This window comes from Mesorhizobium sp. M0040, from assembly GCF_040323505.1.
GTDB lineage: Bacteria > Pseudomonadota > Alphaproteobacteria > Rhizobiales > Rhizobiaceae > Mesorhizobium.
Map to the genome: position 1 here is coordinate 135663 of NZ_JAMYVA010000007.1, position 20897 is coordinate 156559.

Genomic DNA, 20897 nt, shown 5'->3' on the forward strand with positions numbered 1-20897 from the left:
TCACGGGATGCTCATCAATCGGCGCTCTGGACCTATCTTGGCCGAAATGTCCGTGGCGCATCTTCCTGTAGCCCGTCTGGAGCTCCCGGCCACCGCAACGCCTCAAGTCTCATTTGGGCCCTCGTGGGGCAAGCAACGCAGGCGGTCGTCACGGTGGCGCGGGACCAACGCCCAATCAGCCCTTAAACTGATTCAACGCAATCGCGAGGTTGCCTGATGAGCACTGTCGCGGAGATCTCGATCGCCGCGCCTGAGGCCCGCAAAGCCGGCAACTGGTTGCTGGTCGCAACGGTCATCCTGCTTTGCGTCTGGGTGCTGCTGCCGATCTATCTGTTGATCGTCAACGCGCTGTCGTCGCCGGAAGAGGTGACCGCCTTTCCCAAGCGCTTCTTCCCGTCATTCGATTTCGGCAGCCTTTCTTTCTTCATCAATTTCGCCGGCGTCGCCAAGGCGCTGTGGAACTCCGTGCTCGTCGCCACGCTGACGATGATCCTCTCGATCGGCTTCGGCGCACCCGCGGGCTACGCGCTGTCGCGCTTCGATTTCCCCGGCAAGGAAACGTTCCGTTTCCTCGTGCTGATGACCCGCGCCTTCCCGCTGCCGCTGCTGGCGCTGCCGCTGGCGGTGATGTTCATCCGCACCGGCCTCGACGACACCGCGATCGGGCTGGCGCTGGTCCACACCACGCTGGCGCTGCCGTTTGCGGTGCTGATCACCTTCTCGCTGTTCTCCGGCATTCCCGTCGAGCTGGAGGAGGCGGCCTGGACGCTCGGCTGCACGAGATTGCAGGCATTCCGAAAAGTCATTCTGCCGCTGGCGCTGCCGGGCATCGCGGCGTCGGCGGTGTTTGCCTTCACCATCTCCTGGAACGAGGTGTTTGCTGCCGCAGTGCTCACCATAGAGAACCGGACGCTGACTGCCTTCCTGTTGCAGAGCCTCGGCGAATCGCCGCTCTACCTCAAATTTGCCGGTGGCGCGGCACTGGTCATTCCGGCGCTGATCTTCATCTTCGCCGTTCGCAAATATCTGTTCGCCATGTGGGGGATCGCCAACCGATGACGCGCACAAAAGAGAACGCCGATGGCTGAGATCGTCATCAAGCAGGTGGCAAAACGTTTCGGCGGCTTCACCGCGCTGCATTCGATCGACCTGACCATCGCCGACCAGGAATTCATGGTGCTGCTTGGCGCCTCGGGTTGCGGCAAGACCACGCTGCTGAGGATCGTCGCCGGGCTGGAAACGCCAAGCCAGGGCGAGGTCTGGATCGGCGGCCGTCGCGTCGACCATCTGCCGCCGCGCGAACGCGGCATCGCCATGGTGTTCCAGAATTACGCCGTGTTTCCGCACCTGACGGTATTCGAGAATATCGCCTTCGGCCTGCGCATGAAGAAGCTGCCGCAGCAGGAGGTCGACGGGCGCGTCAACCGCACCGCCGAGCTCATGCATATCGAACAGCTTTTGAAGCGCTATTCGGGCCAGCTTTCCGGCGGTCAGCGCCAACGCGTGGCTGTGGCCCGGGCCCTGGCGATGGAGCCTGACGTGATCTTGATGGACGAGCCGCTGTCCAACCTAGACGCGCTGCTGCGGCTCGAAATGCGCGCCGAGCTCAAAGGTGTGCTCGCGGCGTCCAAGACCACCACCATCTACGTTACCCACGACCAGGTCGAGGCGATGAGCCTCGCCGACCGCATCGCCGTCATGCATCAGGGCCGCATCGTCCAGGCCGCCTCGCCGGTAGAGGTCTACCGCAATCCGGCGGCCCGCTTCGTCGGCTCCTTCATCGGCAACCCGCCGATGAATTTCATCCCGGCGACGAAGACGGCCGACGGCAGTTGGACCGTCGCCGGGCTGACGCTGCCCGGCCCCAAATCGGACAAGCAGACGATAGAATTCGCCATTCGCCCCGAGGATGTGGACGCCGGCAACGAAGGTATTAACGCCACCGTGCGCGTTGTCGAGCCGCTCGGACCGCACACGCTGGTCACCTGCGACGTCGAGGGCGGCCTGTTCCGCGCCATCCTCGAATCGAATGCCACGGTCGCCGTCGGCGATCACTTGCGGCTTTCGCCCAAACCCGATCGCATCCGCTGGTTCGATCCCGAAACCACCAACGCCCTTTGATCCCCTTCGATTCTGAAAGTACGAACGCCCCGATGATATCTCTTGCTGTCGACGAAACCATCGCCCGCGCCGTCGAGGTGCTCAGGGAAAATGACCAAGGCACCTATACCATACCGACCAAGGGGCTCTACCCGTTTCAGTGGAACTGGGATTCCTGCCTGACCGCGCTCGGCCTTGCCCACTATGACGAGGCGCGCGCCTGGACCGAGATCGACACGCTGTTCGCCCACCAATGGCCAGACGGCATGGTGCCGCACATCGTCTTCCATGTCTGGAGCGACGGCTATTTCCCCGGGCCGGAGGTCTGGCGAACCAACCGCCCGACTGCCACCTCCGGCATCACCCAGCCGGCGGTCGCCGGCTTTGCCGTGCGCCGCTTGTTCGACCAGGCCAAGGACAAGACCCTGGCGGCCGAGCGCGCCCGCGCGCTGTTGCCGAAAATCGATGCCTGGCACCGCTGGTTCTACGAAAATCGCGACCCGGACGGCGAAGGGCTGGTCGCCATAATCCACCCATGGGAGTCCGGCCGCGACAACTCGATCGACTGGGACGAGGCGTTCGAGCGCGTGCCGACCGAAGGCGTCGAGCCCTACACCCGCCGCGACATCCTGCACGCCGATCCGGCGCATCGTCCAACCAAGGCACAGTATGACCGCTATGTCTGGCTGTTGCAGCATTTCCGCGGGCTTGGCTGGGATAATGCCCGGCTGCACGATGCCTCGCCATTCCAGGTCGTCGATCCCGGATTCAACGCCATCCTGATCCGTTCCGCCGCCGACCTTGCCGATCTCGCCGAGGCACTTGGCGAAACCGAAATCGCAGAAGCCAATCGCGCCCGTGCCGAAAAGGGGCTTTCGGCAATGGAACGGCTGTGGAGCGACGCGCATGGCCAGTACATTTGTTTCGACCGAGTGGCCGGAAAGCATGTTGACAGCGCGTCGGTCGGCGGCATTCTGTCGGTATTTTCGGCCATCCCGGAAAGCCGGGCAGCGACCATCGCTGCAACGATCGAGCGCATCGCCGGCAAAGCGCGTTACATCGTCCCGTCGCACGATCCTGAGGATGGGCGCTTCGACCCAAAGCGCTACTGGCGCGGCCCGGTCTGGCTGGTGGTCAACTACATGATCGCCGACGGCCTTGCCGCCGCCGGCCACAGCCAAATCGCACAACGGATCACGCAATCCAGTCTCGAGCTGATCGCCGAGAGCGGTTTTGCCGAATATTACGATCCCCTCAGCGGCGAGCCGCTCGGCGGCAATCGCTTCACCTGGACCGCGGCAATGGTGGTCGAGTTCCTGAAGGGCAGAGCCTGAACGCTTCCGCCTAGGCCGCCGGCTACCAAAGCCCGTTCTGTCTGCCGAATAACAGTCGACCCCATTTGCGTCTGAGGCATGTCCCGGCCCATCAAAACAGGGCCAAGGCATGCCAATCTTCACCATGCCAGAGCTATAATAATTCTTCACAAACCGCTATCTATACTGCGTCGGGGCGGGGAGAAGCGCGGCTTGGAATTCGATCTGAAAAGCATTGAGGCGCTTGCTCCCGATCAGGCGTCGCTGAGCGCCGCCTCCAAGCTCACCAAACGAACGAACTGGCCGCGGCTCGAAAAGCATGAGCAGCAGGCGCTCATCTGGGGCGAATGCCAGGGCTCCGGCTCCAATCCTTATCGAGTGGTGGTCGACACGGGTGATCACGGCTACAAATGCACCTGCCCTTCGCGCAAATTCCCATGCAAGCACACGCTGGCCCTGATGTGGATTGCCGCCACCGCGCCAGCCAGTTTTGCCGCTGCCAATACCACGCCGGAATGGGTGAATGACTGGCTTGGCCGACGCAGGAAGACAACGCCACAGCCGGCGCAACCAGTACCCGGCGCGGAAGCCAAGCGCATTGGCGAAGCCGCACGAGCCGACGAGAGCACCGCCGTTGAAGACATCGCGGCGCTGGAGCGTCGCGAGGCGGCGCAGCGCAAGCGGGCGGAAAGCACACGAGAAGCAGTGTCGGCTGGGCTTGATGAGCTTGATCAGTGGATAGCCGACCAGTTACGGCTCGGTCTGTCCGGGTTTGTCGACGCCAGCAGCGACCGTTGCCGGCGGATTGCTGCGCGGCTAGTCGATATGAAGGCAGCCGCGCTCGCCGGCCGTATCGACGAGATTCCGTCGCGGCTGATGGCGCTGCGCAGCGAGGAACGGTCTGATGCGGCAATCCGCGAGCTCGGCAAGCTCGTGCTGCTGGCCAAGGCGTGGCGGTCGGAGCCCGACGACCCCGAGCTGAAGCGCCTCGTATCAACGTCTGAACCCCGCGAACAGGTTCTCAGCAGTCCGGATGCAAGACGGGTTGAAAGCCTCTGGGAAGTTCTCGGCGAGAAGATCGAGAGCCGCCGCGATGGTCTGGTCAGCCATTCGACCTGGCTGCTCGATTTGAAAAGCGCCACCCCGCAATTTGCCGTGCTGCTCGACTTTTTCCCGGCTTCGGCCGGGCGCCGGTCCAACGCTTTTGCACCAGGCGACCGTTTCAATGCCCGACTGGTGTTTTATCCATCACGCATGCCGCTCCGCGCCCTCGTGGTGGAGCGCATAGGGGAGGTTGCGCCCGGCGCGTGGCCCGATTTTGCTTTTGGCACCGCGAAGGATCCGCTCGCCACGCATGCTTCCCATCAGGACGCCGCGCCCTGGATCGCCGATTGTCCCCTCATGCTGCCGCCCGGCGCTATCCTGCTCGACGATCGGGGCACGGCATGGTGGCAGGCGGAGGATGAACCGCAGGGGATCGCCTTGCCGATCGCCGGCGCGGTAGATCAAACCTTGCTCGGCCTCGACCTTGCGGCCACGGCAGCGCTCTGGAACGGCGCCCGGCTTGAGCTTCTGGCGGCGCAAAGCGAGTTCGGGAGGCTTGATCTGGCGTGAACGAAAGCGAGCAAACAGGCCTGGCGGCAATGCGCGATTGCTGGATCACCGGCGGTGCTACGTTCGATCTGGCTCCGGCCGGATGGAAGGCAATCGCCAGCGGTGCAAGTCCCGACGAACAGGAGCGCCGGCTCCTGGCAATCGCAGCACAAGCGCTCGACGTCGCGCTGCGGCCGGCCGCGCCGACGACACTCAAGCGTCGTCCGCCGCTGCCCAGACTTGCCCTGCCCATTCTGCCGGCACGATTTCGGCCGTTGTTGAGAGCCGCTCTGAAGCACGCCGCCGACGCGAGGCGAAAGGCACGCGTGGCGGCGCTCGTCGCCAGCCGCGGCTTTGTGCTCCATCCCATGGACTGGATGCCCTCGGATCAGAACAGCTCGGACGTCTACGCACCATGGGTAGACTGGCAAGCAAGCATGAACGGGGAAAGGCTTGCCCCACAAGAGAAACTGACTGCGGAAAACTGGGATGAGTTCTATCCCGCCGCGCGACGCTTGGCCCTTGCCGATATGCGCCGTACCGACCCGACATCGGCTCGAATGTTGATCGAAGCCAAGGCGTCGGGCGAACCGGCGGAAGTCAGGCTTGCGCTGGTCGAGCTTATGCGCTTCGGCCTGAGTGCCGAGGACGTGCCTTTCCTGAAAAGCCTTTCCGCCGACAGGTCCGGCAAGGTGCGCGAACTGGCTGGCCGGCTGCTGGCAAGATTAGGAGAGCACGTTCGCCCGAGCGACGGTGGACCGGACGATCCCGTAGCCGAACTCGCCGCCTTTATCACTGAAGGCAGATCGGGCTTCATCCGCCGCCGGACGATCTACACTCCAGCAAAACTAAAATCCCAAGCGCAGGAGCAACGCCGCGCCGAACTGTTCGAGATATGCAACCTCGTCGACCTTACCGAACGGTTCAACACTACGGAAGCCGAATTCATAGGAGGCTGGCAATTCGGTGCCGACAATAAAGCCGACATCCTGATCGCACGAATGGTCGCCGCCTCAGGGAGCGAAGCCGCCCTTACGCAGATGGCGGATACGCTTATCGCCGAAGGCGGCAAACCGGCGCTGTTCGTGCTTCACCTCATGCCGCGCCTGGACAGCCGCAGAAAGCGTGTCCTCATCAGGCTGATCCTCAAGGAGACAACTTATCTTGGCATGATCAACCTGGCGGAAGGCATCGATGTCGACTGGCTGGAATGGGACGACCTGACGAATGGACAGGCGCTCGCCGCACTGCGTTCCGCCGCCGGCGGAAAAGACGACGCCGCGCGGCGGGGTCTCGACGATGTACTGGAGACGATCGGCTTCCTTGCCACCGCGACCACGGCAGCGAAATTGATCGACGACATGGTCGCGGCGGGCGTGCCGCCCGCGGCTCCTTCACTCGGGCTTCTACGTCTCAACGCATCACTGGCGGGGCCTGGAAGCAACACATGACCAATCCGGAGAACAGCAAAATGAACGCAGCCATCCGCCTCCCGGTCGAGCAGGCCTACGCTTCGGAATTGCAGGCGCTGGCGCGCGATGACGACCGGCAGAGGCCTGCCGGCTGGAGCCTGTCGCCACAGGCTGTGCTGACCTATTTGCTAGGCGGGAAGGCCGGTGACGGCACCTTGGTAACGCCAAAATATGTCGGTCGCCGCCGGTTGATGGAAACCGCGGTAGCGACGCTCGCCACCGACCGTGCACTCTTGCTGCTCGGCGTTCCCGGAACCGCCAAGTCCTGGGTGTCTGAACATCTTGCCGCCGCCATCATGGGCGACTCGACGCTGATCGTGCAGTGCACGGCCGGCACCGACGAGAACCAGATCCGCTATGGCTGGAACTATGCGCAGCTACTGGCAAAGGGCCCGAGCCAGGAAGCGTTGGTGCCGACGCCGCTCTACCGAGCCATGCAGAACGGCAAGCTCTGCCGGCTGGAGGAACTGACCCGCATGGGCTCAGACGTGCAGGACACGCTGATCACCGTGCTTTCCGAAAAGATGATGCCTATCCCGGAATTGAACACCTCGATCTACGCCCAGCGCGGCTTCAACATTATCGCCACGGCAAACAACCGCGACAAAGGTGTCAACGAGCTCTCCTCGGCGCTCAAGCGTCGCTTCAATGTCGTGGTGCTGCCATTGCCGGAAGACATGGCCGAAGAGGTGGCGATCGTCTCCAAACGGGTCGACGAGATGGCTGGTGGACTCGACCTGCCGGTGCCGAAAAATGTCGGCGAGGAGATCGCCCGTGTGCTGACCATCTTCCGCGAATTGCGCTCCGGCGCGACTGCCGACGGCAAGGTGACGCTGAAGACGCCTTCCGGCTCGCTGTCGACCGCAGAAGCGATCGCCACGATGGTTGGCGGGCTCAGCCAGGCGGCGTGGTTCGACAGTGGCAAGCTCGGCGCCGAAGGTCTCGCCGCCAGCCTTGTCGGGGCGATCGTGAAGGATCCGGTGCAGGACAAGGTGGTGCTGGAGGAATATCTGGAAACCGTGCTCAAGAGGCGGGCCGACTATGCCGGCTATTACGCGGCGCTGAACGCAGCGATCTGACGCCATGGGCCACGGCGACATTGCCTATTTCGGGATACGCCATCACGGGCCGGGTTCCGCCGACAGCCTGGTGCAGGCACTGCAGGATTTGAACCCGGTCGCCGTGCTGATCGAGGGGCCGATCGACGCCTCTGAGCTTCTGCCCATGCTGGCCCGCCCCGAAATGCAGCCGCCTGTGGCGCTCCTTTGCTATCCGGAGGACGATCCGGCTTCGACAAGCTTCTGGCCTTTTGCCGAGTTCTCGCCCGAATACCAGGCGGCGCTTTGGGCTGTGGGCAATAAGGCGACGTTGCAGTTTATCGACCTGCCGTCATCGGCACGGTTCACCACTGCTGCGATCGGTGGCGCGGAGGACACCGATGCGACCGAAGCTACCCAAGCCCCCGAGGATGGTGACGCGGCTCCGCTTCCGCGTGATCCGATAGCCATGCTGGCACACGCCGCCGGTTATGAGGACGGCGAAAGCTGGTGGTCGGACATCATTGAACAGAACCCGGAACCCGGCCCCATATTTGCGGCCATCGCCGATGCGATGACGACACTGCGGAATGGTGAGGGTCCGATCGCGCAGTTCGAAGCCAAGCGCGAGGCGCATATGCGGCTCGAAATCGCCAAGGCGCGTAAGCAGTTCGACGGGCCGATCGCCGTCGTCTGCGGGGCATGGCATGTGCCGGCGCTGCAGGCCACCCACACTCAGAAAAACGATCAGGTCCTGATCAAGGGAATTGCCCGGCGCAAGAGCACAATGACATGGGCACCGTGGACGGGACCGCGCCTGGCGCTGGGATACGGCTATGGCGCGGGCGTCGTCGCACCGGGCTGGTGTAAGCATCTCTGGCGCACGCGCGGCCGGCGCGATGCGGCGACCCTGTGGCTTGCGACGATCGCCGCCGTGCTGCGGGCGAAGGGTCACTTGATCTCGACCGCCTCGCTGATCGAAGCGGAGCGGCTCGCCCGGACGCTTGCCGCGATTCGCGAACGACCGAAACCCGGATTTGAGGAATTGCGCGACGCCGCGATCGCCGCCCTCTTCAACGGCGAAGCGTTGCTGTGGAGGTTGGTTGAGGCCGAGCTGCTTCTGGGTTCGGACGTAGGGGAAATTCCGCCCGACACACCGCTGGCGCCGCTGATCGAGGATCTGCAGCGTAGCCAAAAGGCGGCGCGCCTAAAACCCGAGGCGCTGGAGCGGGAACTGTCGGTCGACCTGCGAAGCGAGAGCGGGCTGTTTCGCTCGACATTGCTGCATCGGCTGCACGTGCTTGGTGTGCATTGGGGCAGACTGACCGATGCCGGTCGCAGCCGTGGCACCTTCCGCGAGCGGTGGACCCTAGCGTGGGAACCGGAATATGCCGTTCGTCTGGTCGAGAACCTGATCTACGGGCCGACCATCGAAAAGGCTGCCAATGGCCGCCTGATCCGGATGATCGAAACGGCGGCGACGCTCGATACGCTTGCGGCACTGGTCCAGAGCGCCATCACGGCAAACTTGTCGGAAGCATCTACTGCCGGCCTCACGGCGTTGGAGGCACGCGCGGCGCGCAGCAGTGAATGCCTGGAGATCCTGGCGTCGGTGCCGCCGCTCGCCGACATTGTCCGCTACGGCGAGGCCCGCAAAACGCAAACGGACCGTCTGTCCGGCCTCATGGAGCGGCTGATCGTTGAAGGTGCGATCGCGCTTCCCTACGCTGCGCGCGATCTGGATGAGCAGGCCGCCGCGACACTGGTTGGGGCGATGCGCAAGGCCGATGAGGCGATCAGGCTGGTCGAACCCGGCCAAGACGTGCTGGACGGATGGCGCAACGGGCTGGCGGCCGTGCCGGAGGCGTCACGGTCGACGGCGCTGCTGGCCGGGTGCGCCGCGCACCTGCTGTATGAAGCCGGTCGCCTGTCCGCCGAAGCCGCTGCCGGGCTGCTCGGGCGACACCTGTCACCGGGGACGCCTGTCACTGACGCGGCCGGGTTCTTCGAAGGCTTCTTCAGCACAGCCGGTCAACGGCTGATTTATGACGAGGGTCTGCGCGGTGCGGTCGATGGGTGGCTCAGATCCCTGGACGAAGATGCTTTCATTGCGCATCTACCGCTGCTGCGCCGTGTCTTTTCCAATCTGGACAGCATGGAACGCCGCCGGCTGATCGAAGCGGTCCTCGGCCGCGCGGCGCGCTTGCCGGCTGGCGTGACGCCGACGCCGGATGGCGGCGAGGCATGGCGCCGGCACCTGGGGCTGCTTGGACCGTTGCTCAACGGAGAAACCGGCAATGGATGACGAGGCCGAAATGAACGAACCCGGCCCGCTCACTGCCGATGGCGGAAGGGAGCGCCGCTGGCGACTGGCGAGCGGCGCCGATGACGAAACGTCTGGGGCACTTTCCAGCGACGATAAACGGCTTTCGGCGGCACTCGACGCTCTCTACGGCGACGGCGTTAGCGCCGCTTCTGCCGACCCGCGCAAGCGGCGTGGCGGCCTTGGCCGGTCGGCGCCGCGCGTCGCGCAATGGATGAGCGACATTCGCTCCTTCTTTCCGGCGCAGGTCGTCCAGATCGTCCAGAAGGACGCGTTCGAACGGCTGGACCTGAAGCAGATGCTGATGGAACCGGAATTCCTCAAAGCGATCGAGGCTGACGTCAATCTCGTCGCCGACCTGATTTCGCTGCGCTCGGTCATGCCGGCCAAGACCAAGGACATTGCCCGGACGATCATTGCCGATATCGTCGGCAAGCTGATGCAGAAGCTGGAGCAGAAGACCGCGGAGGCGATACGCGGCGCTCTCGATCGATCGAGACGCACCAACCGCCCGCGTGCACGCGATATCGACTGGCAGCGCACTATTTCGGCGAACCTTCGCCACTATCAACCCGAGCATAGGACCATCGTGCCGGAGAAACTGGTCGGCTTCATGCGCAAGCAGCGCCGGCTTGTCGATCTGGATGAGGTCGTTCTCTGCGTCGACCAGTCCGGCTCGATGGCAAGCTCGGTGGTCTACGCCTCGATCTTCGCGGCGGTGATGGCCTCGCTGCCGGTTGTGCGCACGAAGCTTGTCTGCTTCGATACGGCGATCGTCGACCTGACCGAAGAGCTCAGCGATCCCGTCGAGGTGCTGTTCGGCGTGCAGCTTGGCGGCGGCACCGACATCAATCAGGCGGTCGCCTATTGCGCCGACCGTATCGAACGGCCCACCAAGTCGCATCTGGTGCTGATCACCGATCTCTATGAAGGCGGTAATGGCCAGGACCTGCTGCGGCGACTGGCAGCGCTGGTTCGATCCGGCGTAAATGTCGTCGTGCTTCTGGCGCTGACCGATCAAGGCCGGCCCGGCTACGATCCCACAATGGCAGGCTCGGTAGCAGCCCTTGGTATTCCCGTCTTTGCCTGCACGCCGGATCTGTTTCCGGACATGATGGCTGCGGCCTTACGCCGCGACGATATCGGAGCATGGGCGGCAGGCGCCGACATCAAGGTGGTCCGCGCCGAAACGCAGGCGTCGAGCCACCCATCACCAACTGCCACAGTTTGACAAAACGCGGTCCGCGCCTATGGTCGACCTGTTACACAGGAGCGGTGCATGGCGACAGCAACCGACTGCATTTTTGGCGGGTTTTCCGCATGTTTTCTTTCCAGCGAAATTCGCGTCAAGCCGCTCCTGCAATCCTCGCCGGTCTTCGCGTGCGTTGCATCGATATCTGCGCGCCAATAGCGTCCGTGAGCGCCCTCTCCTCGCGAACCGCCGAGCTTCTGTCGCGACTTGAGGGTCGGCTGGATCGGTCCGCGATCGTCTCGGCAGATGAGGCCGGGCCGCGTTACAGGGAAGACCCCGACGGCAAAACCGGTGCGCGGCCGGAGGTCGTGCTGCGACCGCGCACTGCCGGCGAGGTGTCGGACATACTGCGCCTGTGCAATGAGGCGGGGCAGAGGCTTGTGGTCCAGGGGGGCCGGACCGGGCTTGCCGGCGGCGCTCGCATCCAACCCGGCGAAGCTGTGCTGTCGCTGGAGCGCATGACTTCCGTTGAAGCTCTCGACCGCGAGGCGGCGACCATCATCGCCGAGGCCGGCGCGCCGCTGCAAGCGGTGCAGGAAGCCGCCGATGCGGCCGGCTTGCTGTTCGGCGTCGACATCGGAGCGCGCGGCACGGCCACCGTCGGCGGCAATGTCGCCACCAATGCCGGCGGCATCCGCGTGCTGCGCTACGGTATGTACCGGGCTCAGGTGCTTGGCCTGGAAGCGGTGCTTGCCGACGGCAGTATCCTGACCTCGCTCAAGGGTTTGGCGAAGGACAACTCCGGCTACGACCTCAGCCAATTGTTCATCGGCAGCGAAGGCACGCTCGGCGTGGTCACGCGCGCATGCCTGCGGCTGCATCCGAAGCCGGCCACCGAGATCAACGGCTTCTGCGCGCTTGCTTCGCTGGACGCGGCGATCACGCTGCTTGCGCTGCTCAGGCGGAAGCTCGGGCCCTTGCTATCGGCCTATGAGGTGAATTTCGCACCGCTCTATGGCGCCATGATCGCCGGCATGGAGGCGCTGGCGCCGCTGCCCGCCGGCTCGCCCGTCTATGTGCTTGCCGAGATACAGGGCAGCGAGCCCGACCGCGACGGCGAACGTTTTGCCGCGGTGCTGATGCAGGCGGTTGAAGATGGCGTGATCGACGACGTGGTCGTCTCGCAATCGCCGCGCGAATTCCGGGCGCTCTGGGCGGTGCGAGAAGAGGCCAACCGTTTCCTGTTTTCGATGGCAGGCCTGATCGGCGTCGATATCAGCATCCCACTGGTGAGAATGGCGACTTTCCTGGGCGAAACAGAAGCCGCCATCAGGGCCGTCGACCCTGGCGCCGACATCTACGTCTTCGGCCATCTCGGCGATGGCAATCTGCATTATCAGGTCCGCACCGCGGATCCGGCGGCCGCATACGGCATCGTGTACCGCGGTGTTGCCGCCGCCGGCGGCGGCGTTTCGGCCGAACATGGCATCGGCCTCGACAAGAAGGAATGGCTGCACCTTGTGCGCAGCGACGCCGAGATCGCGGCCATGCGCCGCCTGAAAGCAGCCTTCGACCCGAACAACATCCTCAATGCCGGGCGCATCTTCGACCTGGCGCCGGGCTGAAATCGAAGGCCGGTAGCGCTGGCCGGATGCTGTCTCTATCTGGTCGCGCTCTTCAATTCCGCATGCGCCACCGCAATGCGGGCAGCAAGCGCGGCGTTGTTGCGGACCAGCGCGATGTTGGCCTTCAGGCTGCGGCCTTGCGAAAGCTCATTGATGCGTGCGAGCAGAAACGGCGTTAGTTCCTTGCGCCCGATGCCGCGCTTCTCGGCCTCAGCCACGGCCGCTGCGATCGTGCCGTCGATGAACGCCGGATCGAGCGCGTCCGCTTCGGGGATAGGGTTGGCGACGAGAATGCCGGTGCCGGATTCCATCTCGTCATGCAGCAGCATGGCTCGCGCGATCTCGTCGGGCGTGTCGAGGCGATGATCGGCCTTGAGCCCGCTGGAGCGGGTGTAGAAAGCCGGAAAATCATCGCTCCCATAGGCGATCACCGGCACGCGCTGAGTTTCCAGATATTCCAGCGTCTTCGCAATATCGAGGATCGACTTAACTCCGGCGCAGACGACGGTCGTGCCGGTTTGGCCGAGTTCGGTCAGGTCGGCGGAGATATCGAAAGTGGCTTCGGCGCCGCGATGCACGCCGCCGACGCCGCCGGTCGCAAAAATGCCGATCCCGGCTAAAGCGGCGATCCGCATCGTCGCCGAGACGGTGGTTCCGGCCGAGCCGCCGCGCACCATGATGGCGGCGAGATCGCGCCCGGAAGCCTTGACCACGCCCTTTGCCGCTGCCAGCTCTTCCAGTTCACGGTCGTCGAGGCCAACCTTGATCTTGCCGGCGACCACTGCGATCGTGGCGGGCACGGCGCCGTTTTCACGCACTACGGTCTCGACACCACGGGCAGTTTCCAGATTGGCCGGATATGGCATGCCGTGGGTGATAATCGTCGATTCCAATGCCACCACCGCGCGGCCTTCATCAAGCGCAGCAGCGACTTCATCGTTCAGGTGGACAAGGAAAGGTTTCATATCATCTCGCTTTCAGGCAGGAATGCGGTACATGCCGGCGGCAAGGAAGCGCGGCGACAGATCGGGATGGACGCTGGATTCGCTCTCGGTGGTCAGTGTGGCAAGCAGCGCGCCGATGCGCACGGCATGAGCGACCGGCTCACCCGAAAGCACCTTGTACAGTGTGCCGGCGATCATCGCGTCACCGGCGCCGGTGATATCGACGGGCTGCGCCGGGACGGAGTGCATGGTCGTCACACCGCTCTCGGTCGCAACGGCAAATCCATGCGCGCCCACGGTCACGACCACCTCGCCGGCGCCGGCCGCGCGCAGCGCTGCCGCTGCTTCCTCCGGCGTCAGCCGCCTGTCGGCATCCGTCATGCCGAGCATCGTGTTGGCCTCGTCATGATTGGTGAACAGAAGATCGACGCCGGTCAGGTCCTTCGGCAGGCGCGCTGATTTCGGCGCCGATACCGTGTCGACTGCGAGCTTGAAGCGCGCACCCTGCTTGCGCGAGATCAGTGCTGCGAGGGTCGCGGCCGGCAGATTGCAGTCGATGAACACCCATGTCGCCGAAGCCAGATGCGGCCAGAAGCGGTCGAGATAGGACGACGAAAACAGATCGAAGATCTCCATGTCGGCAATGCCGAGCACGAGGTCGTTGTTGCGGTCGAGGATGGCCGCGTATTCCGCCGTCGGCCGTTCCGTGGTGGTGATGACCTGGCTGACATCGGCGCCGAGGTCGCGCAGATGCCGCACCAGTGAGCGGCCGGTTTCATCGTCGCCGACGATCGAGACGAAGCTTATGTCGACGCCGAGGCGGGCAAGGTTTTCGGCGACGTTGCGGGCAACCCCGCCGAAGCTGCGATAGCCGTCGACCGGGTTCGACGTCTCGAAAATCAGATCCTTCTTGGCGTGGTATTTGCGGTCGAGCACCGCGCCGCCGACGCAGACCATGCGCTTGGACGTCGGCAAGACGTAACCACGGCCGAGAATGTATCCCTTGTTGACGAGTTGCACGATGTGGGCCGCGACCGTCGAGCGGGCGATGCCGAGCACCGTTGCTATGTCCTGCTGGCCGGCGAATGGGTTCGCCGCAATGAGGTCGAGAACCGCTTGTTCCTGTGCTCCAAGGTCGTCCATTGTCTCACCCGGCCGTCAAATTCGAGGCTGAACGCTTTCGCAACAACAGATGACATTGTCAACATTTGTTTCGACCGGCGGCATTTGACCAATCGGCGCTCCCGCGACTCTCTGCCAGCCGGACGAAGAAAGCGGGTGAGCACATTGAAGAAAGCTATTTCACCAAGGAGGACGAAAGTTGCTCTTGTCGGCGTGCAGCGCCAGGGAGGAACTGAGGCCTTAACGCGAGACGGCGAAGAGCGCTAAGCCTTCAGCACCGAGACGGCCAATTCGCTGTTGTGGACGTATTCGTTGGCGTCAGGCTGCTTCTGCACGAGCAGGATGAACAGCAGGTCGGTCAGCGTCAGTTGTGCATCACGCGCAGTTATCGATGACGAGCGCGCGCGCTCTTCATCGGCGATCGTGTGGAGGCGAATGTCGGCAACCCGGCTCAGCGGATTGTCGCGAAGTCCGGTGACGGCGATAACGGTGGTGCCACGTTTGCGGGCAAGTTCAGCTATCCGCAGGGTTTCGATGCTCGCCCCGGAATAGGAGAGCGCGAACAGCACGTCACCTCGTCCAAGCGTCGAGACATTGGCCATTTGCACATGGCTGTCGCTGTCATGCAGCACGTTGCGGCCGAGCTTCATCAGCTTGTAGGAAAAATCGCGCGCCACCAGCGAGGATGCGCCGACGCCGGCCAAATGAATGCGGCGCGCACCGTGCAACGCTTCGAGGGCCTTGCCGATTTCCTGCTCGGTGTTGGCCGCGACGGTCTGTTGCATCGACAAGAGCTTGCTGCCGATCAGCTTGCGCAAGATGACCAGATAGCTGTCATCGACCTCAATCGAACCGTGGATCATGCCGGCCGGCACGTGCCATTCCTGCGACTTGGCCTCACTGACGGCGAGCTTAAGCTCCTGATAGCTGGAATAGCCGAGCTTCTGGCTGAATTTGACGACGCTCGATTGGCTGCGGCCGATCTCGGCGGCAAGCGCCGCCGTCGACAGGCGGAGCATCTGGTCGGGATTATCGACGATATACCGACCGATCTCGCGGTCGCCGGGCGCCATGACTTCGAGCTTGGCCTCGATCTTCTTCAGGACGGACATGCGTTCCTCCATTGCCTGTCATCGACAATGCCAAGCCAAGGAATAAATTATTCCGTCTCTGATTGACAGCCAAGAATGAACCATCAAATCTCGACTGGTGCGGTTGCGGCCCAGCCTTCGGGCATGTCGACGATTCGGACATGAAAGATCGTAGACTCGCCGACAGCTCGGGATTAGGTCAGAGCCATGGACAAATTGCGGATCGTCGGCGGGCACAGGCTTGAGGGCGCGGTGACGATCTCCGGCGCCAAGAACGCGGCCTTGCCGCAAATAGCGGCGGCGTTGCTCAGCCCCTATCCGCTGCAGCTGACCAACCTGCCTGAGGTGACGGATGTCGACAACATGCTTGGCGTCGTCGGCCTTCATGGGGCCGAAGTCACCAGATCGGCGCATGCCGCCACAATCGATACCAGTGCTGCCGCTTCCAGGGAGACAAGCTACGATACCGTCAGGCGCATGCGCGCGACGGTGCTGGTTCTCGGTCCACTGCTTGCCCGCTTCGGCCATGCCCGGGTCTCGCTGCCTGGCGGCTGCGCGATCGGCGCACGGCCGGTCGACATGCATGTCGCCGCACTTGCCGCACTTGGCGCCGATATCGCGATCAAAAACGGACTGATCGTCGCGTCTGCGCCGGGCGGACTGAAAGGCGCGCGCATCGTTTTGAGCTCGCCGTCGGTCGGCGCGACCGAAACGGCGATGATGGCGGCGACGACGGCAAACGGCGAGACCGAGATCCTCAACGCGGCCCGCGAGCCGGAGGTGGCCGATCTTGCCGCCTGCCTGAACGACATGGGCGCGCGGATCGAGGGCGCCGGCACGCACCGCATCCTGATCGGGGGCAGCACAGACTGGCGCGCCGCCACGCACGACATCATCCCGGACCGGATAGAGGCCGGCACCTATGCCGTCGCAGCGGCCATCACCGGCGGTCAGCTCGAGCTGACCCACGCGCGGCTCGAGCACATGGCATCCGTCGTCCAGCTGCTCGAAGCAGCCGGTGTGAGAATATGGCCGGGCGACCGCGGGCTGATCGTATCGAGAGACGGGCCGCTCAAGGCGGTCGACGTGACGACGGAGCCCTATCCGGGCTTTCCGACCGATCTCCAGGCGCAGTTCATGGCGTTGATGTGCTGTGCCGAGGGCGCTTCGCTGTTGCGCGAGACGATCTTCGAGAACCGCTTCATGCATGTGCCTGAACTGATGCGGCTCGGCGCCAATATCAAGCTGCAAGGCACCATGGCGCTGGTGCGCGGAGGCGAGAAGCTGAAGGGCGCGCAAGTGATGGCGACCGACCTGCGCGCCTCCGTCTCGCTGGTGCTGGCAGCGCTGGTGTCGGAGGGCGAGACGACGATCAATCGCGTCTATCATCTCGACCGCGGGTACGAGCAGTTGGACCGCAAGCTCCGGCTGTGCGGCGCCCAGATCGAACGAATAAGGCAATGAGTGCCGGTGGGGCGTCTCCGCATTATTTCCTGGGCGTCGATGGCGGCGGAACCGGCTGCCGGGCGCGTATCGAAGACGAGGCAGGAACCGTGCTCGGGCAAGGCCTGTCGGGCCCGGCGACAACGCGACTCGGTATAGAGGTGGCCTGGGCCTCGATTGCCAAAGCCTTTGGCGCGGCGATCGAAGAGGCAGGGTTCGCGGCGGCGGAAATCGCCAGTATCCGCGCGGGTATCGGTGTTGCCGGCATCGGCCGTAAGGGTGCGCTCGAGGCGTTTCATGGCATCGAACAACCCTTTGCGAGCATCGACTTCCTCAGCGACGGCGTCGCGGCTTGCCTTGGCGCGCATTCGGGTCAAGACGGCGCCATCGTCATAGCCGGGACCGGTTCGATCGGGCTCGGCTTTGTCGAAGGGCGCGACCTGCGCGTCGGCGGCTACGGTTTTCCGATTTCCGACGAGGGCAGCGGCGCCGATCTTGGACTGAAGGCAGTGCAGCTTGCCTTGCGAGCCCATGACGGCCGGCATGAGCGGACGGCGCTGCTGGCCGAGGTGATGCAGCGCTTCAAGGACGATCCGTTCGAGGCGGTGGCCTGGATGGACCGCGCCAGCGCGACGGACTATGCCGCCATGGCGCCGATGGTGATCCGCCATGCCGACCAGGGCGATCCGGCCGGTCGGCGGATCGTGCAAGGCGCTGCCGAGCAGATCGACACCTTCGTGCGGGTGCTGTTCGAAAAAGGCGCGCCGCGGGTTACGTTGCTCGGAGGGTTGTCCAGCCCGCTTGAGCCATGGCTCGCTCCCGACGTCCGCCGACGGCTGAAGCCGGCCGACGGCGATGCGGTTTCGGGAGCCATAATCCTGGCCAGAAAATCCCTCTGCCGCCAGTGATGCCTTGCTCGGCAAGGAATATAATATTCCTACTTTCCGTTGACAAAGGGAATATCGAATTCTAAAAAGTTAACGAAACAGAACCGGCGCAGCCGGTACGGAGCCGACGGCCAGGTGCAGGCACTGGACGCCGCTTGCCGCGGGCATCACAGTCCTGCTCGCAGTCGCACTTGAAAGTAAGCGAAGTGGTCGAACAAGGGTTGATGTCGGAGCTGGAGCGGCTGGTTTCCGAGGACCGGAACCCGAAAACCATGGACATCGATCTGTTGCCGACCCTCGAGGTGCTGCGCAAGATCAATGACGAGGACAAAGGCGTTGCGGCAGCCGTCGAGAAGGTCATCCCCGATATTGCTGCGGCCGTGGATCGGATCGTGAGCGCGTTCCAGAACGGTGCACGCCTTGTCTATATGGGGGCTGGCACCAGCGGCCGGCTCGGCGTCCTCGACGCCTCGGAATGTCCGCCGACCTTCGGCGTACCCGAGGACATGGTGGTGGGCCTGATCGCCGGCGGCGTCGACGCGCTGGTGCACTCTGCGGAAGGCGCCGAGGACGATCCGAAACAGGGAATAAAGGCGCTGCAGGACATCAAGCTGACCGCTGGCGACGTGGTGGTCGGCATCGCTGTCAGCGGACGCACACCTTATGTCATCGGTGGCCTGACCTATGCCAAGGAAGTGGGAGCCACCACCGTGGCGTTGTCCTGCAATCCTCGATCGACCATTGCGGGCATTGCCGATATTGGCATCTCTCCGGTGGTTGGCCCGGAGGTCCTCACCGGCTCGACCCGGCTGAAATCGGGAACCGCGCAAAAGCTGGTGCTCAATATGCTGTCTACCGCCAGCATGATCCGCATCGGCAAGAGCTATCAGAACCTGATGGTTGACCTCAATCCAAGCAACAAGAAGCTTGTCGCAAGGGCGGTCAGGATCGTGATGCAGACGACCGGCTGCGCGGCACAGCAGGCACGACAGGCACTCGACCAGACCGGCAATGATGTAAAACTGGCAATCCTGGTGACGATCACCGGCATGGGTGTCGAAGAAGCACGTAAGGCGCTTGCCAACGCGGGAGGTTTCCTGCGCAAGGCGATAGGCGAAAAGACGGTGTAAGACCGCATGGATACTGGGCCGATGTTCCGGGGCGTGTGTCCCTTTGAAGCGGTCCGGGGAACTGCAAGGCATCTGGTTTAACAATAATGGGAGACGACAATGGTACGGCACATTGGCAAGAAACTGCTTTCCGGCATGACGCTCGCGGCAATGGTTGGCATCGCCGCGCTACCGGTGCAGGCGAGTGCGGCGACGCTGCATATGGCGTGGTCGCAGGACGCCACCGGTCTTGATCCGCACAAGCAGACGGCATTCTCCTCACTGCGGCTGCTGGAGCTGATCTACGAACCGCTGGTGCGACTCGACGCAAACCTGCAAATCACGCCCGCGATTGCCGATTCATGGCAGTTCTCGCCGGACGGCAAGGAGCTGAGCTTCAAGCTCAATCCGAAAGCAAAATTCCAGAACGGCGCCGCCGTGACCTCGGCCGACGTCAAGGCATCGTTCGAGCGCATACTTGACGAGAAGACGGGTGCTGCGGCGCGCGCCAACTTTCTCTCGATCGCCAGCATCGACACGCCCGATCCCGCCACCGTCGTGTTCCACCTCTCGCAGCCGGACGTGCCGATCCTGACGGCGATGAGCGACGTCAATGCGGCGATCGTCCCGGCAAGCGAAATCGCGGCCGGCTCGATCGGCACGACAACGATCGGCTCGGGTCCGTTCAAGCTCGAAAAATGGGATCCGAATTCCAAGGAAGTGCTTGTCGCCGACAAGGACTGGGCAGGCGGCGCGACCGGCGTCGACGGCATCGATATCAGCGTGCTGCCGGACGAGACGGCGATCCTGGCGGCGATGCGCACCAAGCAGATCGATTTTGCCCTGCTCAACGATCCGCTTGTCGCCACGCTGGTGCCCAAGGAAGCCAGCCTGCAGTTGAACCGCGTGCCGGTGCTTGCCTATCACGTGCTGCAGCTCAATCCCTCCCGCAAGCCGATGACCGAACTCAAGGTGCGTCAGGCGATTTCCTGCGCCATCGACCGGCAGGAAGTGCTGGACACCGCCTCGCTCGGCGAAGGCAAGGTCACCGGCCCGCTGACCATCCCGGCACTGGCGACCGATCCGAAGCAGTTGTTCTGCTATAAGCGCGACATTGAGAAGGCCAAGCAGTTGATGGCCGAAGCCGGCTATGCCGACGGCTTTTCGGCGACCGTGATCGGCGCCACCGGCGAGCCGCCGACGGCAGCGGCGGAAGCCCAGGTCATCCAGTCGCAGCTCGCAGAAATCGGCGTCAAGCTCGACATCAAGATGATGGAGCTCAACGTCTATGTCGACGCCTGGCTGAAGGGCGATTTCGACATGGCCGTTGCGCTGAACGGCGGCAGGGCCGATCCCTACACTATGTACAACCGCTACTGGACCAAGACGGGCAATCTGCAGAAGGTGGCGAACTATATCGACGACACGCTGGACAGTCTTATGCAGAAGGGCCGCACCGAGACCGACCCGGCAGCGCGCAAAGCGATCTTCGCCGACTTCGAGAAGCACATCACTGAGATGTCGCCCTGGATCTGGCTCTACACGTCCTACAGCTACACGGCACAGCAGAAGAATATCGCAGGATTCGAACCGGTGCCGACAGGCTCGCTGTTCAGCCTCGCCAAGGTGACGATCCAGTAGCTGCT

Annotated in this window: 16 protein-coding genes; 13 read left to right on the top strand and 3 right to left on the bottom strand. The window is 63.6% G+C overall.

The window, feature by feature from the left end:
* Window positions 1–216 precede the first annotated feature (216 nt).
* The 9 genes from NKJ91_RS09035 to NKJ91_RS09075 all read left to right on the top strand — a co-directional run bounded on the left by NKJ91_RS09035 (window position 217) and on the right by NKJ91_RS09075 (window position 12655).
* Complete coding sequence (locus tag NKJ91_RS09035; RefSeq protein WP_352455247.1) at window positions 217–1059, top strand: carbohydrate ABC transporter permease; 843 nt, start codon at window positions 217–219, stop codon at window positions 1057–1059.
* 21 nt (window positions 1060–1080) lie between these two features.
* A complete protein-coding gene (locus NKJ91_RS09040; protein WP_352455248.1) occupies window positions 1081–2121 on the top strand; it encodes an ABC transporter ATP-binding protein in 1041 nt (346 codons plus the stop codon).
* Between the two features lie 32 nt (window positions 2122–2153).
* Window positions 2154–3434, top strand: a complete 1281-nt coding sequence (locus NKJ91_RS09045) for an amylo-alpha-1,6-glucosidase (protein WP_352455249.1) — start codon at window positions 2154–2156, stop codon at window positions 3432–3434.
* A gap of 192 nt (window positions 3435–3626) precedes the next feature.
* Complete coding sequence (locus tag NKJ91_RS09050) at window positions 3627–5027, top strand: SWIM zinc finger family protein (protein WP_352455250.1); 1401 nt, start codon at window positions 3627–3629, stop codon at window positions 5025–5027.
* A gap of 305 nt (window positions 5028–5332) precedes the next feature.
* Entirely contained in the window at window positions 5333–6457 is a 1125-nt protein-coding gene (locus NKJ91_RS09055; protein WP_352455251.1) for a DUF5691 domain-containing protein, read from the top strand.
* A 20-nt stretch (window positions 6458–6477) separates the two neighbouring features.
* The gene (locus NKJ91_RS09060) at window positions 6478–7557 is read left to right on the top strand and encodes an ATP-binding protein (RefSeq protein ID WP_352455252.1); all 1080 of its coding nucleotides are present in this window, start codon (window positions 6478–6480) and stop codon (window positions 7555–7557) included.
* A 4-nt stretch (window positions 7558–7561) separates the two neighbouring features.
* Complete coding sequence (locus NKJ91_RS09065) at window positions 7562–9820, top strand: DUF5682 family protein (protein ID WP_352455253.1); 2259 nt, start codon at window positions 7562–7564, stop codon at window positions 9818–9820.
* Window positions 9813–11069 (top strand): VWA domain-containing protein, encoded by a 1257-nt coding sequence (locus NKJ91_RS09070; RefSeq protein ID WP_352455254.1) that lies wholly within the window; start codon window positions 9813–9815, stop codon window positions 11067–11069. Before NKJ91_RS09065 ends, NKJ91_RS09070 begins: the two co-directional genes overlap by 8 nt.
* A 185-nt stretch (window positions 11070–11254) precedes the next feature.
* Window positions 11255–12655, top strand: coding sequence for an FAD-binding oxidoreductase (locus NKJ91_RS09075; RefSeq protein WP_502900682.1), 1401 nt, complete (start codon window positions 11255–11257; stop codon window positions 12653–12655).
* Window positions 12656–12690: 35 nt separating this feature from the next.
* Here the strand turns inward: NKJ91_RS09075 and NKJ91_RS09080 are convergent, their stop codons facing one another.
* The 3 genes from NKJ91_RS09080 to NKJ91_RS09090 all read right to left on the bottom strand — a co-directional run bounded on the left by NKJ91_RS09080 (window position 12691) and on the right by NKJ91_RS09090 (window position 15833).
* Window positions 12691–13620, bottom strand: a complete 930-nt coding sequence (locus NKJ91_RS09080) for a pseudouridine-5'-phosphate glycosidase (RefSeq protein ID WP_023676041.1) — start codon at window positions 13618–13620, stop codon at window positions 12691–12693.
* Window positions 13621–13632: 12 nt separating this feature from the next.
* Window positions 13633–14742: a carbohydrate kinase gene (locus NKJ91_RS09085; protein ID WP_352455255.1), complete on the bottom strand. Its 1110-nt coding sequence runs from the start codon at window positions 14740–14742 to the stop codon at window positions 13633–13635.
* 242 nt (window positions 14743–14984) lie between these two features.
* Window positions 14985–15833 carry a MurR/RpiR family transcriptional regulator gene (locus NKJ91_RS09090; protein WP_352455256.1) on the bottom strand — a complete coding sequence of 283 codons (849 nt, stop codon included), beginning with the start codon at window positions 15831–15833 and terminating at the stop codon, window positions 14985–14987.
* Window positions 15834–16019: 186 nt separating this feature from the next.
* On the opposite strand from NKJ91_RS09090, the gene murA reads away from it, so the two are divergent.
* From murA to NKJ91_RS09110, 4 genes are all read left to right on the top strand, one after another.
* Window positions 16020–17276 (top strand): UDP-N-acetylglucosamine 1-carboxyvinyltransferase, encoded by a 1257-nt coding sequence (murA, locus tag NKJ91_RS09095; RefSeq protein WP_352455257.1) that lies wholly within the window; start codon window positions 16020–16022, stop codon window positions 17274–17276.
* Complete coding sequence (locus NKJ91_RS09100; protein WP_352455258.1) at window positions 17273–18163, top strand: glucosamine kinase nucleotide-binding domain-containing protein; 891 nt, start codon at window positions 17273–17275, stop codon at window positions 18161–18163. Before murA ends, NKJ91_RS09100 begins: the two co-directional genes overlap by 4 nt.
* 185 nt (window positions 18164–18348) lie before the next feature.
* Window positions 18349–19272 carry an N-acetylmuramic acid 6-phosphate etherase gene (gene murQ, locus NKJ91_RS09105; protein ID WP_352455307.1) on the top strand — a complete coding sequence of 308 codons (924 nt, stop codon included), beginning with the start codon at window positions 18349–18351 and terminating at the stop codon, window positions 19270–19272.
* Between the two features lie 99 nt (window positions 19273–19371).
* Entirely contained in the window at window positions 19372–20892 is a 1521-nt protein-coding gene (locus NKJ91_RS09110) for an ABC transporter substrate-binding protein (RefSeq protein ID WP_352455259.1), read from the top strand.
* Window positions 20893–20897 lie beyond the last annotated feature (5 nt).